Origin of the sequence: Chitinophaga flava (assembly GCF_003308995.1) — a bacterium.
Classification (GTDB): domain Bacteria; phylum Bacteroidota; class Bacteroidia; order Chitinophagales; family Chitinophagaceae; genus Chitinophaga; species Chitinophaga flava.
Genome location: NZ_QFFJ01000002.1, coordinates 492,515 through 507,125 on the forward strand (window position 1 = coordinate 492,515; position 14,611 = coordinate 507,125).

General features: G+C 45.0%; 13 protein-coding genes. 12 read left to right on the forward strand and 1 reads right to left on the reverse strand.

Translation table 11 applies throughout. The features are described 5' to 3' along the window. Window positions 1-158: 158 nt before the first annotated feature. From DF182_RS18420 to DF182_RS18465, 10 genes are all read left to right on the forward strand, one after another. A complete protein-coding gene (locus DF182_RS18420) occupies window positions 159-560 on the forward strand; it encodes a hypothetical protein (RefSeq protein ID WP_113617300.1) in 402 nt (133 codons plus the stop codon). A gap of 18 nt (window positions 561-578) precedes the next feature. Next, the gene (locus DF182_RS18425; protein ID WP_113617301.1) at window positions 579-920 is read left to right on the forward strand and encodes a TfoX/Sxy family protein; all 342 of its coding nucleotides are present in this window, start codon (window positions 579-581) and stop codon (window positions 918-920) included. Between the two features lie 552 nt (window positions 921-1,472). Continuing rightward, window positions 1,473-1,865: a hypothetical protein gene (locus DF182_RS18430; protein ID WP_113617302.1), complete on the forward strand. Its 393-nt coding sequence runs from the start codon at window positions 1,473-1,475 to the stop codon at window positions 1,863-1,865. 182 nt (window positions 1,866-2,047) lie between these two features. Next, window positions 2,048-2,680 carry a hypothetical protein gene (locus DF182_RS18435; RefSeq protein WP_113617303.1) on the forward strand — a complete coding sequence of 211 codons (633 nt, stop codon included), beginning with the start codon at window positions 2,048-2,050 and terminating at the stop codon, window positions 2,678-2,680. Further along, entirely contained in the window at window positions 2,661-2,987 is a 327-nt protein-coding gene (locus DF182_RS18440; protein WP_113617304.1) for a hypothetical protein, read from the forward strand. The genes DF182_RS18435 and DF182_RS18440 overlap by 20 nt, the downstream gene beginning before the upstream one ends. A gap of 863 nt (window positions 2,988-3,850) precedes the next feature. Continuing rightward, window positions 3,851-7,078: a SusC/RagA family TonB-linked outer membrane protein gene (locus DF182_RS18445; RefSeq protein WP_113617305.1), complete on the forward strand. Its 3,228-nt coding sequence runs from the start codon at window positions 3,851-3,853 to the stop codon at window positions 7,076-7,078. Between the two features lie 34 nt (window positions 7,079-7,112). After that, window positions 7,113-9,032 (forward strand): RagB/SusD family nutrient uptake outer membrane protein, encoded by a 1,920-nt coding sequence (locus DF182_RS18450; protein ID WP_113617306.1) that lies wholly within the window; start codon window positions 7,113-7,115, stop codon window positions 9,030-9,032. Window positions 9,033-9,062: 30 nt separating this feature from the next. Continuing rightward, the gene (locus tag DF182_RS18455; RefSeq protein ID WP_113619628.1) at window positions 9,063-10,295 is read left to right on the forward strand and encodes a DUF5000 domain-containing lipoprotein; all 1,233 of its coding nucleotides are present in this window, start codon (window positions 9,063-9,065) and stop codon (window positions 10,293-10,295) included. A gap of 13 nt (window positions 10,296-10,308) precedes the next feature. Next, window positions 10,309-11,046 carry a DUF4998 domain-containing protein gene (locus DF182_RS18460; protein WP_113617307.1) on the forward strand — a complete coding sequence of 246 codons (738 nt, stop codon included), beginning with the start codon at window positions 10,309-10,311 and terminating at the stop codon, window positions 11,044-11,046. Between the two features lie 18 nt (window positions 11,047-11,064). Then, window positions 11,065-12,201, forward strand: a complete 1,137-nt coding sequence (locus DF182_RS18465) for a glycoside hydrolase family 88/105 protein (protein WP_113617308.1) — start codon at window positions 11,065-11,067, stop codon at window positions 12,199-12,201. A 104-nt stretch (window positions 12,202-12,305) separates the two neighbouring features. Here DF182_RS18465 and DF182_RS18470 read toward each other — a convergent pair whose 3' ends face one another. Further along, a complete protein-coding gene (locus tag DF182_RS18470; RefSeq protein WP_147243476.1) occupies window positions 12,306-12,638 on the reverse strand; it encodes a hypothetical protein in 333 nt (110 codons plus the stop codon). Window positions 12,639-12,880: 242 nt separating this feature from the next. On the opposite strand from DF182_RS18470, the gene DF182_RS18475 reads away from it, so the two are divergent. Both DF182_RS18475 and DF182_RS18480 read left to right on the forward strand, forming a co-directional pair. Beyond that, complete coding sequence (locus DF182_RS18475) at window positions 12,881-13,480, forward strand: RNA polymerase sigma factor (RefSeq protein ID WP_113617310.1); 600 nt, start codon at window positions 12,881-12,883, stop codon at window positions 13,478-13,480. 107 nt (window positions 13,481-13,587) lie between these two features. Continuing rightward, entirely contained in the window at window positions 13,588-14,586 is a 999-nt protein-coding gene (locus DF182_RS18480; RefSeq protein ID WP_113617311.1) for a FecR family protein, read from the forward strand. The last annotated feature ends 25 nt before the right edge of the window (window positions 14,587-14,611 follow it).

Sequence of the window (14,611 nt, forward strand, 5' to 3'; positions counted from 1 at the left end):
CTATACCTGGATTCTAATCACTGACGCAGGTGAACAAGGAGTTGTCAGGCAGCTGGTAGATGAAAACGACGTTTTTAAAATTATATGATGGTTGCCAAAATCACGGCGCCAACATTTATAGGTACTGGCTGAAATGACATTCTAAAAATGTTTAAAAGATGAGTTACACCTTACATGACTGGCCCTATCAATGGTTGGGGCCATGGAAGGAATACGGAGAAGGTTATGAGAAATATCCTTCTATAAAGGATTTTGTGAATCATGAAATCAATGCAGGTTATGATAAGAGATTAATTGAATATTTGAATAACGGTGTTATTGTTTGTGTAACAAGCGGCATAAGTTTCCCTTCTCCTTTTGATGGACAGATAAAGAGAGATACTGTTGCTTACAGGACCGATGGTAAATGGCTCTGGCTGGATAATATTGCTGACTTTGTCGCAGAGAACGGACTGGTGATACCTGAACAATGGTACTGTGAAATAAGGGAGCGTGATTTTATCATTCCGGATGTGAGTCATGAACAGCTTGAACAGTTGCCACTAATCATTTCCTCCTAAATCCCTTACCTTCGTGGTATGATTATGAACGACGAAGAATTAATCTCCTGGGTGAGAAAATCAATGCAGCCGATAGGGCCTATCAGTACCCGGCCGACAATGGAGGGGCAGGCTATTTATCTGGATGGGATGCTCTTTGCTTATGTGGCAGAGTCGAAGTTATGGTTCAGAACGGATGATGAGAGCGACCTGGCATGGGATGCTGCTGGTAGTGAGTGGTTGAGAAGACCGAAGAAAGATGGTACGCTGGGATATGAACCTTATCGTAGTGCGCCGGAAGGAGCATATACGGATGAGAAGGACCTGCGTAAATGGGCGAAACAAGGTCTGGCAGCAGGACGAAGAGCCAAACAAAACTAGTGAAGCTGACCAAAAAGTAAGAGCTACATTTTGGTCAGTTTTCTTTTTTTAGATAGATTTTTAAGTTTTGAAGCCTTGGCGTTATTATCATGGGTTTTACTTCTAGAGATGTCGCGTTAAACAGTTTATGAGTATTGAGCCACCGTTTTTAGTTTTTGGAGATAAAATTTACGCATATTATGGGCAATGGCAACCGGGCCAACTCAGCTTTGAACCCTTGATCCTCCTCTTAGATTAAACATCGGATGTATTGATTCGTTTTGCATCCCTTATAGGATGCAGATATTGTTTGTAGATCCACTCATGTCAAATAAGTTGACGCTGTGACCTATTTAATATTGTTTTATATCTAATGAAATACTTATGGAAACTGTAGCGCTGTTCTGTTCCCTGCTAATATCGGCCGTCTATTAGAATGTTCAGTTACCACATTATGACATATTTCTTTCAGGAGGTTATAAATAACCGATTTTGTCCTGGCAACATCGGTATGGAGTGGGTTGAAAGAATTAGAAGAAGATTTAAATTCCAAATACCTTCAAGTAAATAATTATGAAAACACTTTCAATTACGCTAAATATATTTATTGTAGTAATTATTGCTTTAACTCCGGGTAGATTTTATAATGATTATACAAGATTTTTCGATTGGATAATCCTTCTCTTGATGATAGTAAATAGTTTTTTCCTGATAAAGAGTGGTAAGAAAAAAATTATAGGGGGATACTTATTATGTTCGTTACTAGCATTAGTTTACTGTTTATCATCTGTATTTTCAAATGATGAAATTGGGTATATCAAACCAAGATTAGGCTATTTGGGTATAAAAGTTGAAATTATATCGCAAAGTGAACTTGAAAAACTTGAATTAATATCGTTTATAACTATAGGGATATTAGTTGTGACTGAATTGATACTACTTTGGAGAACTATAAAATATAAATAAACCCTTATGCCGTCGCACGTGTGTGACATGTGAGCTAAAACAGTGAGTCGCAGCCTGGCCATTACGACAGGCTCTCTTATATAGCCGTATTGTGTTGCAATTGATGTAATAGTAGATTTGATAGTCTAAATGGAAAAGAGTGTTGGAGTATTCGATTTTCAGGACGGAAAGGAAAAAAGAATATGGGTAAAACAGATGAAATTCGCGCCAGATATGAACGTATAATTAAAAGAGGTAGACAATTTGGATATGGTTTTGCTGCCGACAATTTACAATACTTTTTAAATAAATCAGGCGAAGCTATTCATGTACCTTTAGATAAATTGAGGTCTTTTAGAGCTTTTGAAAAAGCTTACAAGAAAAATATCGGGCGATTTGAAAGAAGTTTGATTGCCGTTGCTTCTTCCTTGAAGAATGGTGAGTCTAACGTTCTGGAGGAGTTTTGGGATGTAAAAGTTGCCCCATCCTATTTTAGTGAACTGTTTTTTGCAAGTGGTGCTAGCCAGATTACATCTACCAAGAAATTTAAGTTGGAGAAAAGGACGGCAAGATTTTTTAAAATAATTCGGTTGACCGGTATGATTGGAATGTTGGTTCTGCCGTACACATACCAGGCGAGGGTAATGTTAAAGATGATGACGGTATTTACCTCGAAGAAGAGGGAGGAGCAAAGTCCTACAGTCTTCGGAGCAACTGGACTACCTCTGTTACGGGAAGCATCAAGTTTAATTGGATCTTGTCTGATAATATTGATCTCGAATGGAAAATTGAATCCAAAAAATAATAAGTTGATATATGAAGAGCTTATTGGTTAGATACAAAAAGAGGATAATCCTTTTCTTTATAGGGGCTGTATTGCTGACAGCCGGTATATATTCTTATTGGAATAGCTATGTGAAATTTATTCCGACGGGATTTGACGGCAATGATTTCTGTGTTGTGGAAGAGAATGATTTAATAGTAGAAAACTTGCCTGCAGTATTAAGATACCATGGAATATCTTTTAAGGTAGATAAAGATGGTGATATCTGTGTGAAGCGTTACATCGCGGACGATAGGGAGTTGATATGGAATTTTACTACTAAGTCTATGGATTCCAACTGGATAGCTAATCATCAATAGCGTACTGGCAGCAGGACGACGAGCCAAACAAAACTAATATAAAGAGACCGCTGGTCTCTTTTTTTATTGTCTTAGGGTTAAATATACTTTCCACCCTCACAGCGAAAAAAATATAAGCCTTTGTTAAAATTAAATGTATAACCTACGATAATTTTCTTCATATTTGTTACAAATTCAACCGAAATTATTGCCTGGAGCGAACTGAATGATTCCATGGCTGTGTATCCTGAAATGTGCTGTAAATCAAAGACTGTAGATCCACTACCGAACGAAAGCTGATCCTTGTACTAAAGAGCGTTATGAAATTCTGAAGACGACAATTTATCCACTGATTTTTTGGCGAATGATTATTTCCGGAAACGGTATAACGGAAAAGTATACTCGCCTATTTTTATGCAAACGATTGCAGTTCAATAGATTGAGCGAACCTGGCAGAATATGAAACCAGCCAGGGACGTGATTTTTTTCTGCAATTTATATGCAAACGATTGCAGTTATTTGGCACCAATGCATTAGAAGTATCGGCAACCTCAAACAATCAGCAGTTGCCTCTCCCATATCAGGAGTATCAAAATGCATCAGCGGTTGCAGTAACATCTGAAGAGTCAGATGTATCAGCGGTTAAGGTTGCAAATCCATGCATCAGGAACATCAGCAGCATCAGACTCATCAGCGGTTGCGGTTAATATTATCAACCACTAAAAACAAACCTGTACGCATGTACGAAAATTTACCAGCACCACAATAAGAAGAATACAGCATTAACATCAACCAAGTCAGTTTAATTACTTGCGGGAGCTACGCCAAGGCCCTGCCCGAGAGACCTATGCCTGTCGCAAACGGTCTGCCTAAATAAATTTCACATGAAAAAAAGATTTCTCTTTCTGTTATGCAGTGCGTTTGCCTCATTACTGCTCCTGGTGCCAGGGAAAGTCCCTGCACAACTGTTGGCAGCTGCAAACATCACCAGCCTGCATATGCCTGCCGCCGACGCATTTGCCAACAACGTATTTAAAAAAGAAGTACGGGGCCAGGTGACCGATACCGCCGGATCTCCTATGCCCGGTGTAACTGTCCTCGTAAAAAATAGTCCTAACATCGGCACCACCACCGACATGAACGGACGTTATATCTTGGAAGTACCGGATAACACCACTGTGATGGTGTTTACGATGGTGGGATACACCACCCAGGAAGTGGCGCTCAATGGCCGCAGTGTTATCAACGTTCAACTAAAAAACTCCGCCAGCCAGCTCAGCGAAACAGTTGTGGTAGCTTATGGTAAACAGAAAAAAGCTTCTGTAATCGGTTCAATCACCACCATCAATCCGGGTGAACTGAAAGTTCCTTCCAGCAACCTCACTACCGCCCTGGCAGGACGCCTCGCCGGCGTAATCGCCTACCAGCGCAGCGGAGAACCCGGTATGGACAACGCAGAGTTTTTTATCCGCGGTGCCACCACCTTCGGTTATAAGAAAAGTCCGCTCATCCTCATCGATGGTATTGAATACGATGTAACAGAACTGGCGCGGCTCAATACAGACGATATCGCCAGCTTCTCTATCATGAAAGACGCTACCGCCAACGCGCTCTATGGCGCCCGTGGCGCCAACGGCGTAATCCTCGTTACCACCAAAGAAGGCAAGGAAGGTAAGGCTAAACTCAACCTCCGCCTCGAAAACTCCATCTCTTCGCCTACCCGCGACCTGCAGCTGGCAGATCCGATCACCTACATGGAACAGAATAACGAAGCCGTGCTAACACGAAATCCACTGGCGCCTGTAATCTACTCCCAGAGCCAGATAGACAACACCAAAGCCGGCACCAACAAAGATGTATATCCTACTACCAACTGGAAAGAGATGCTGTTTAAAAAACAAACCGTTAACAAACGCGCTAACTTCAACCTCGGCGGTGGCGGCCAGATAGCCACCTACTTCGTCTCCGGCGGCTATACGAAAGATAACGGTATCCTCAACGTAGACGGACGAAACAATTTTAACAACAACATCGACCTCACTACCTATACCTTACGTTCCAACGTCAATATCCGTGTTACCAAATCCACCAGCGCCATGGTACGCCTGCATGGCACCTTCGATGAATATAAAGGCCCTGTCGATGGTGGTGAAAAACTCTACCAGAAAATGATCTGGTCCAACCAGGTGCTGTTTCCGGCCGTTTATCCAGCTGACGATGCACACCAGTTTGTAACACATCCGCTCTTCGGTAACTTCAACAACGGCGAATACCTCAACCCTTACGCCGACATGGTGAAAGGATACAAACAATACTCCCGTTCGCTCATGCTCGCACAGTTTGAGATCAAACAGGACTTGTCTTCCTTCATCACCAAGGGCCTGTCTGTAAGAGCCATGATGAACACCAACAGGCAAGCCTACTTCGATGTGTCCAGGCAATATATTCCCTTCTGGTACAGCGCTACCAACTATGATAAACTGAATAACACCTACGTGCTCCGGGATATCAACCCTGATCAGGGAACCGATTATCTTAACTATGTACCGGGTAAAAGAACTGTGGCTTCTACGTTTTATCTGGAATCCGCTGTTGACTACAACCGTACGTTCGATAAACACGGCCTGGCAGGTATGCTGATCTTCATTGCACGCAACAATCTCCAGACGATTGATGATAACAGTTCCAATGTGAACCTCCTGCAGAAGTCGCTGCCATCCAGGAACCTGGGACTTTCCGGCCGCGCCACCTATTCTTATGATAACCGCTTCTTTGGTGAGTTCAATTTCGGTTACAACGGCTCCGAACGTTTCTACAAAACAGAACGGTATGGTTTCTTCCCTTCTGCAGGTATAGCCTGGTTTGTGTCTAACGAAAATTTCTTCAAACCATTGGAGCATGTGGTGAACAAACTCAAAGTCAGAGCCAACTACGGCCTGGTGGGCAACGACGCGATAGGTAATGAAGATGACCGTTTCTTCTATCTCTCCAATGTGAATATGAATGATTCCAAAAAGGGCGCTACATTCGGTACCAATGGTGGGTATTCTCGCAACGGTATCTCCATCGGCCGCTACGACAACCAGGCCATCACCTGGGAAACAGCCAAAAACTCTACGTTCGGGCTGGAAGTAAGCCTGTTCAACAAACTGGACATCATCGCTGAATATTTCTTCGAACAACGTTACAATATCCTCATGGACAGGGCTTCCACACCCAAAACCATGGGCTTGCAGGCTACGCCCAAAGCCAATGTAGGCAAGGCTGAATCCAATGCCTTCGACTTCACCGCTGATTATAACAGTAACATCGGTAAAAACCTGTTTGTGACACTGCGTGCCAACTTCACCTACGCCCGCAACAAATTTAAGGCGTATGAAGAACCCCGTTATGATGAGGCTTACCGTTACCACGTAGGTTATCCGATCTCCCAGCGTTGGGGCTATATCGCTGAACGTTTGTTCATCGATGATGAAGAAGTAAGAAGTTCTCCCCAACAGGCTTTCGGTAACTTCAAAACCATGGGCGGCGATATCAAATACCGCGATGTGAACGGCGATGGCCAGATCACGCCCAGCGATATGGTACCCATCGGTTTTCCTACCATGCCTGAAATTATCTATGGCTTTGGTTTCAGCGCCAAATACAAAGGCGTGGATTTCTCAGCCTTCTTCCAGGGATCTGCCCGCTCTTCCTTCTGGATCGATGTACAGGCTACTTCTCCCTTTATCAATAACAGCGAGGATAAATCAGTGATCGGAGAAACACAGCTGCTGAAAGCTTATGCAGACAGCCACTGGTCTGAAGAAAACAGAGACCTGTACGCTTTATGGCCCCGCCTGAGCCCTGTGCTGAATACCAACAGCATGCAAACCAGCACCTGGTTTATGCGCAACGGCGCCTTCCTTCGTCTTAAACAGGTGGAACTGGGTTATACCCTTCCCACCAGCCTGACACGGCGCCTGCATATGTCTAATCTGCGTGTATACGCCAACGCTACCAACCTGCTCACTTTCTCCAAATTCAAACTCTGGGATATTGAAATGGGTGGTAAAGGATTGGGTTATCCGATTCAGCGCGTGGTCAACTTTGGTTTAATGGTTGGCTTCTGATAAATGTGCATCTGACACTAATAAAAAAACAGCAATGAGATATAAAATACTGATCACGCTTGTATTGATAGCCGGGCTGAGCTCCTGCAGCAAGTATCTGGACGTGGTGCCCGACAACGTACCGACTATCGATAATGCTTTTACCCTGCGTACTTCTGCAGAAAAATACCTGTTTACCTGCTATTCCTACATGCCTAAAAACGGGCACTTTAACGATAATGTTGCTTTTAATGGTGGCGACGAAGTATGGTACGATGATCCTATCCGTGATGTGGACCCTACCTTCTTCAACATCGCGAAAGGCTTGCAAAGCATGACCAGCCCGCTGGCTAACTACTGGAGCGGCAGTGCCCGTGGCACTTCCCTGTTTGTGGGTATCCGCGACTGTAACACTTTCCTGGCCAACATCGGTAAGGTAAGAGAACTGCGACAGTATGAAAGAGAGAGATGGATTGCAGAAGTGAAATTCCTCAAGGCTTATTATCACTTCTTCCTGTTCCGCTGCTATGGCCCTGTTCCGCTGATAAAAGAAAATCTGCCGGTGTCTGCCGGTTCCGATGAAGTACAGATATACCGTCAGCCGGTGGATACCTGTATCAACTATATCGTGAAGCTGCTGGATGAAGCGGCCAGTAGTGAGTTTCTACCCAACAAACTGGAAGGTACCGAAAATACAGAGCTGGGCCGTATCACCAAATGTATTGTACTGTCACTGAAAGCCAAAGTGCTGGTGACTGCTGCCAGCCCTTTCTTCAACGGCAATCCCGACTACAGCCGTATGGTGGATAACCGCGGTGTACAGCTGTTTCCCACTTCTTACAACGCTGAAAAATGGAGCCGGGCAGCACTGGCCTGTAAAGAAGCCATTGAGTTCTGTCAGGCCAACGGCTATACGTTGTACCATTTCCCGGGCAACTTCGGCTACAAAATCAATGATACCCTGCAAACACAGCTGGATATTCGTGCAGCCATGACCGATAAACAGAACAACACGGAAGTGATCTGGCCCAATACCAACAGCACTGCCGGCGATATGCAGCGCTGGTCTATGCCGCTGATCGCCAACGGTGCCAGCACCTCCGGCCCTAAAGGGATTATTGCGCCCACCCTCAAAATGGTGGAGATGTTTTACTCCAAAAATGGTGTGCCCATTACCGAAGACCGTACCTGGGACTATAGCAGAAGATATGTGCTGAGAACGGCCACCAATACAGAGAAATATTATGTACGCAGTGGTGAGCAAACAGTAGAGCTGCATTTCGACCGCGAGCCGCGTTTTTATGCAGATGTGGCATTTGACCGTGCCGTTTGGTTTGGTAACTGGGTACTCAACTACAACAAAGACAGCGCCCTGTATTTCGTAAAGGGCAGAGCCACTGAAATAGCTTCCAGAAGAGGTATCAGTAACTATTCTGTAACAGGTTACTGGGTGAAGAAAACAGTAAACATAGAAAGCAGTGCGGCCACTGATGGTAACATCGCCAGTGGCCTGGTGACTTATCCTTGGCCCGAGATCAGGCTGGCCGACCTGTACCTGCTGTATTCTGAAGCACTCAATGAAGTGAATGGCCCCGGTGCCGGTACCACCCAGTGGATCAACCTGGTGAGGGCCCGCGCCGGATTAAAATCAGTAGAAGAATCCTGGACCAACTATTCCAAGAACCCCACTAAATACACTACCAAAGAAGGTATGCGGGAAATTATCCAGCAGGAAAGAGCCATCGAGCTTTGTTTTGAAGGACAACGTTTCTGGGACCTGAGAAGATGGAAAACCGCACACGTAGCGCTCAACAACCCAATCAAAGGATGGGATATCACCCAAAATGCTGCACCGTCTTATTATAAGGAAGTATTGCTGTTTAACCAGCGATTCGGTATGCGGGATTACCTGTGGCCTATAGAAAATGCCGAAATGATCATCAACAAAAACCTTGTACAGAACCCCGGATGGTAATCCTTTTTCATGACACTCAAACTTACTGAAATGAAACATTTCAAAATCTTATCAACAGCTGTCTGCCTCTCCGTTGCCATCCTGTATGCCTGCAAGGAAGATAAAATGATGCCTGTTTCCAACGACAAAACAGCCCCTGGTCCTGTGTCTAATGCCAGTGTAGTGCCACAGGCTGGTGCTGCTGAAATTTCCTACTCACTGCCGGATGACCAGAACCTGTCTTATGTGCGCGCAGAATTTGAGATTAATGGAGAAAAGAAAGAAGCTAAATCTTCTTACTTCAAAAGATCGATAAGGGTAGAAGGCTTTGGTGATACGGCTTTTCACACGGTGAAACTGTTTGCCGTGAGCCGGGGTGAAGTTTCTTCTATACCGGTGGAGGTGAAGGTAAAACCGTTGCCGCCCGCTATCTGGCAGGTGTTTAAATCTTTAGCGGTAACGGAAGCTTTTGGTGGTTTACAGGTTAAGTTCAGCAATCTCGACAGAGGCAAGATTGTGATCGGCACCGTGCTCTATGATCCCAAAGCAAAGGAATGGCGTAATATCAACAACTTTTATTATGGTCTGGATTCCGGCAGATTTACTGTCAGAGGCCTGCAGCCGGTAAAACAGCAGTTCGGCCTTTATGTAAAAGACCGCTGGGACAACAAAAGCGATACACTCAAATTCGAACTGACACCCATATACGAAGAACAGCTGGACAGGAACAAATTTGTGAGCGCTATGAAGAAAAAATATCCGATTCCGCAGGTAGCGCCGTTGCCTAAAACACCGGGTGTACAGATCGTAGAGCCGGGTAATCTGTCTTCCTGGCCTATTGAAAACATGTGGAATGGGGTGATTGGCAACGAAGGATTTCATACCACGGAAAATAAAGACGTACCTATCTGGATTCCGATAGACCTGGGAGTGAAAGCGGTGATCAGCCGCTATAAGATCTGGCAGCGTCAGGCGGGATATATCTACAACCATGGAAATCCGCATGAATGGGAGCTGTGGGGCACCAACAACCCTATGGATGTCAACAGCTGGGTGAAACTGGATCATCAGATTATGGAGAAACCTTCCGGGCTGCCGTTAGGCCAGAACTCCAATGAAGACATCGATGCTGCCGCAGCCGGACAGGAATACGAACTGCCCATCGGCACACCAGCAGTAAGATATATCGCCTGGAAACATATCGACAGCTGGGCCGCCATCGATGGTATCATCGGACATCTGCATATCAGTGAAATAGCTATCTGGGGACAAATCAAACAATAATCAAAAGAATTTTATGATGACACATATAAATCGATGGGTGAAAGGTAGTCTGCTCCTGGGCGCTGTGATGGCGGCTTTCTCTGCCTGCACCAAAATGGACGATACCTACAAACAGTTCCTGGAAGGAGGTGAAATCATCTATACCGGCAGGGTAGACTCTCTGAAAGTATTTCCAGGCAAAAACAGGGTGCTGTTGTCCTGGTATCTGGTTTCTGATCCTAAAATTACCAGGTGCCGGGTGTTCTGGAATCAGCGAAGCGATTCTGCAGAGGTGGCGGTAAAACGTACCGGTGGCGTAGACACCGTGAAACTGCTACTGGATAAATTACCGGAAAATATTTATACTTTCCAGGTATATACGTACGATAATGCCCGCCACTCTTCAGTGAAAGAAGAAGCTATCGGTAATGTTTACGGTGACGCCTACACGGCAACTTTATCCAACCGTCCGGTGCGGTCTGCAAAGTATGATGCCACCAAAAAGGAAACCACTATCTGGTGGTTTGGGGTGAATAGCCAGGTGGTAAAGGTGGAAGTGGTATATACCAATACGGCTGGTGTGGAAACAACGCTCACGCAGGTGGCCGACAGTGTGCCTGCTCTGCCGCGTGACCCGATGGAGTTCAGGGCTTCGCTTAAACTGCCCGGTTACCAGGCTGGTACGCCCTTTAAGTATAGAACAGCTTATAAACCGGTTAAAATAGCGATTGATACTTTTTATACTGCTTATGAAACGCAAACGGTTCAGTAGTCAAAACAAATCCACTATATGAAAACAATGATGGCAGGCTTGCTGACAGTACTCGTGATCAGCACTCACACAGCCTCAGCACAAAAAAAATCCGGAGCAGCGGACCTGGTCCACTTTCCGAAAGGTTGTTCTCCCAAAGAAGTAGGTAAGCGTGTGGCAGCACGTTTTGTGGCTTCACCACATGCTAATTTCGGGCGGCCAGCACCGCCTTCCCGTATTAACTATCCGGAAGTATGCACCTGGTATGGTGCTTTGGCGTTTGCCCGCGAGAGCGGTGATAAAGCGCTGACACAACAGCTGGCTACGCGTTTTGAGCCGTTGTTCACTACAGAATCAAAGCTGGTGCCCGTGCCCGACCATGTGGATTACACCGTGTTTGGTTCGGTGCCGCTGGAGTTATACATGCAAACCAAAGATGCCCGTTATCTGGAGATGGGGCAACGTTTTGCCGACAAGCAGTGGGGACCTCCGGAAGGGCCGCGTGTGAAGCCTGAATCACAGGGGTTTTATGACCGCGGACTTACCTGGCAGACAAGGATGTGGATAGATGATATGTTTATGATCACGGCGGTACAATCGCAGGCTTACAGGGCTACTGGTAATGTGGAATATATTAACCGCGCTGCGCGCGAGATGGTAGTATACCTGGATTCATTACAGCAACCCAATGGTCTTTTTTATCATGCACCGGATGTGCCTTATTTCTGGGGCCGTGGCGATGGCTGGATGGCAGCCGGTATGAGTGAGCTGTTGCGTTCATTGCCTAAAGATAACCCTAACCGCGAACGTATCATGAAAGGCTATAAGATCATGATGGCTTCGTTGCTGAAGTACCAGGCGTCTGATGGTATGTGGCGGCAGCTGATCGATGATCCGGAGTCCTGGCCTGAAACGTCCGGTACTGGTATGTTCACCTTTGCGATGATCACCGGTGTGAAAAACGGCTGGCTGGATGCGGCTACTTATGGGCCGGCAGCCAGGAAGGCCTGGATGGCATTAGTTACTTATATCGATGAGCATGCGGATGTGCGGGAAGTATGTGAAGGTACCAACAAGAAAAACGATCGGCAATATTACCTTGATCGTAGCCGTATTACCGGTGATATGCATGGGCAGGCGCCGGTGTTGTGGTGTGCTGCTGCGTTACTGAGATAACCTGCTGTAGATAAATACAGCGCAAACAAAATGCTTCCGGCGCAACGATGGAAAGCGTTTTGTTTGCGCTGTTCTTTTTTGCGCTTTTATGAGAATCATCCGTTTTAATAAATCTTCAGCCGGGTAGCTTCGTCTGTAGCTTCATCTTTTTTCTCCTCTTCGTCTGTTACGTTCTCCTGTTCTTCCTGTTCCATGTTTTCTTCTGGCTCCATGGCTGCCTCAGCGGCAGCCTCTCGTTTATCTTCTTCTTCCAGCAGTTCATCAATTTCTTCATCATATTCCTCTTCATTCAGCAGGTCTTCAGAAGAGTCTGTTCTGCGTGATTGTTCGTCCTGATTGCCTTTGGGCGGTACAGGTTGTTGGTGGTGATTGATGATGTCATCCGGTTGAAGCTCGTCTTCACGCAGGGGTCCTATGGTTTTTTTCTGCGTTGTCATATCTTGTAGTTTAAATGGATGTACCCCAAAGATACGCCACATTTAAACAATGGTTTTTTACTATCAGCTCTAACTATGTATATAATAATTTATAATTATAACTAATACGAATTTAATTATTAAATAATAATATTTGTTACTAATTTATACGGTCGAAATGAATGGCCACTGTATGAGAAACCTGGCTTTTTCTCAGCCATATAAATTGTATTCCACGGTATGATTTATATAAAAGAAGAGATATGAATAAAACAGATGCTGAATTGGTATTACGGCTCCGTAACAGCGACGTGAGCGCTTTTGACAGCTTATATACAAGTTATCATCAGGCCGTATACCGGAATATCCTCAAACTTGTGAAAGATGTTGCAGTAGCAGAAGACATCTTGCAGGAAGTCTTTGCCAGGTTGTGGGAGAAGCGTCGGGAAATCCAGGCTGAGCAGTCGGTAGGTGGCTGGTTGTTTGTGATCAGTTTTAACCTCTCAGTCAGCTGGATGCGTAAAAAACTGAAAGAACAGGCTTTACATAAAAATCTGCTTGACCTGGGACCGGAAGACCAGCTTATGCTGGACCGTAAAAATATGGACGAAGAGCAGTATAACCTCCTCGAACAGGCGATTGCACAATTATCTCCCAAAAAAAGGACTATTGTTACCCGTTGTAAGCTGGAAGGCAAAACCTATGATGAAGTAGCCAGTGAACTCAATATCTCCCGAAATACCGTTAAAGAACATCTGTCTGCAGCCATGATTAAACTCAACGACTACATACTTCGCAATGGTGACCACAAATACATTGTCCTCTTTCTCTTTTTTTTCACACATCACAATTCTTCCAACTAATAAATATCTACATGAAATGAATTAGAATAAAAAAAATATGTTTTTTCTCCGGAAATCACCCCCCCACATTTTATCAACCTGCGTATTTAAATTAAACCGTCACGATAGTGCACAACAGAAAGGAATACCTCAGACAACTGCTACATACGGAGAACTGGTCTGCCGCAGAGCAGGAATGGATGCTACAGTACCTGGATGAAAACGATCTGTCTGACCTTGAAGTAGTAGCAAGAGAATATTATCAGGCGGAAGGCCCTGAAGTAAAAAATCTGCTGGACGAACGGTTGTCGGCACTGCTGCTGAAAAAAATTCACCGCCGTGCTGGTATTACCCAACCAGGTATTTTTACGCTGTACGGAAGAAAAATCGCCGCCGCAGCTGCAATAATCCTGGTAGCCGGTGCCTCCTGGTACCTGGTGATACAGCAACAGGTAAAACAACTCGTGACAAACAGCGGTAACGCCCGGAAAACAGTGACATTGCCCGACGGCTCTGTAGTATACCTGGAAAAAAGTTCCAGTATCACCTATGCGGAAAATTTTGGAAAAAAAAACAGGACCCTGCAGCTCAATGGAGAAGCCTTCTTTGAAGTAAGCCAGGACAGCCATCACCCGTTCATCATTTCTTCTGCATTGATCAATACCACCGTACTCGGAACTTCCTTTAATATGGAAGCCCGTAACAGGGAAGTTGCCAAGGTAGTAGTTGTGTCCGGGATGGTACAGGTAAATACCAATGAAGGCGGAACAAACAGTCACAAACCGCTGGTACTCAGTGCCAACAAAAGCGCGGTATATCACCCCGCCTCCAAAGGACTGCAGCTGGCAGATGCAACAGACGATGCCCGTTTTTTCACCCAAAAACAAAACGGAAAATTCGTCTACAAAGGACAAGCCCTGACTATGGTGCTCAACGACCTGCAACGGTTCTATAATGTACCGCTCAGGTCCGAAAAAAAGCTGGAACAGTGTAACTTTTACGGGGACTTTAATACTGCAGATGACCTGCAACAAGCTTTAACATTAATTGCCGTGACCTTGAATGCCAAGATTAGAAAAGATGCTAACGGAAACGGGTATATGATAGTAGATGGCAATTGCCGATAATAACCAATTAAAGATAACCGTTAAC

What these genes read in the sequence shown, in the direction of transcription:
- DF182_RS18420 (WP_113617300.1), top strand. Translation starts at nt 159, where the DNA reads ATGAGTTACACCTTACATGACTGGCCCTATCAATGGTTGGGGCCATGG.
- DF182_RS18425 (WP_113617301.1), top strand. Translation starts at nt 579, where the DNA reads ATGATTATGAACGACGAAGAATTAATCTCCTGGGTGAGAAAATCAATG.
- DF182_RS18430 (WP_113617302.1), top strand. Translation starts at nt 1,473, where the DNA reads ATGAAAACACTTTCAATTACGCTAAATATATTTATTGTAGTAATTATT.
- DF182_RS18435 (WP_113617303.1), top strand. Translation starts at nt 2,048, where the DNA reads ATGGGTAAAACAGATGAAATTCGCGCCAGATATGAACGTATAATTAAA.
- DF182_RS18440 (WP_113617304.1), top strand. Translation starts at nt 2,661, where the DNA reads ATGAAGAGCTTATTGGTTAGATACAAAAAGAGGATAATCCTTTTCTTT.
- DF182_RS18445 (WP_113617305.1), top strand. Translation starts at nt 3,851, where the DNA reads ATGAAAAAAAGATTTCTCTTTCTGTTATGCAGTGCGTTTGCCTCATTA.
- DF182_RS18450 (WP_113617306.1), top strand. Translation starts at nt 7,113, where the DNA reads ATGAGATATAAAATACTGATCACGCTTGTATTGATAGCCGGGCTGAGC.
- DF182_RS18455 (WP_113619628.1), top strand. Translation starts at nt 9,063, where the DNA reads ATGAAACATTTCAAAATCTTATCAACAGCTGTCTGCCTCTCCGTTGCC.
- DF182_RS18460 (WP_113617307.1), top strand. Translation starts at nt 10,309, where the DNA reads ATGATGACACATATAAATCGATGGGTGAAAGGTAGTCTGCTCCTGGGC.
- DF182_RS18465 (WP_113617308.1), top strand. Translation starts at nt 11,065, where the DNA reads ATGAAAACAATGATGGCAGGCTTGCTGACAGTACTCGTGATCAGCACT.
- DF182_RS18470 (WP_147243476.1), bottom strand. Translation starts at nt 12,638, where the DNA reads ATGACAACGCAGAAAAAAACCATAGGACCCCTGCGTGAAGACGAGCTT.
- DF182_RS18475 (WP_113617310.1), top strand. Translation starts at nt 12,881, where the DNA reads ATGAATAAAACAGATGCTGAATTGGTATTACGGCTCCGTAACAGCGAC.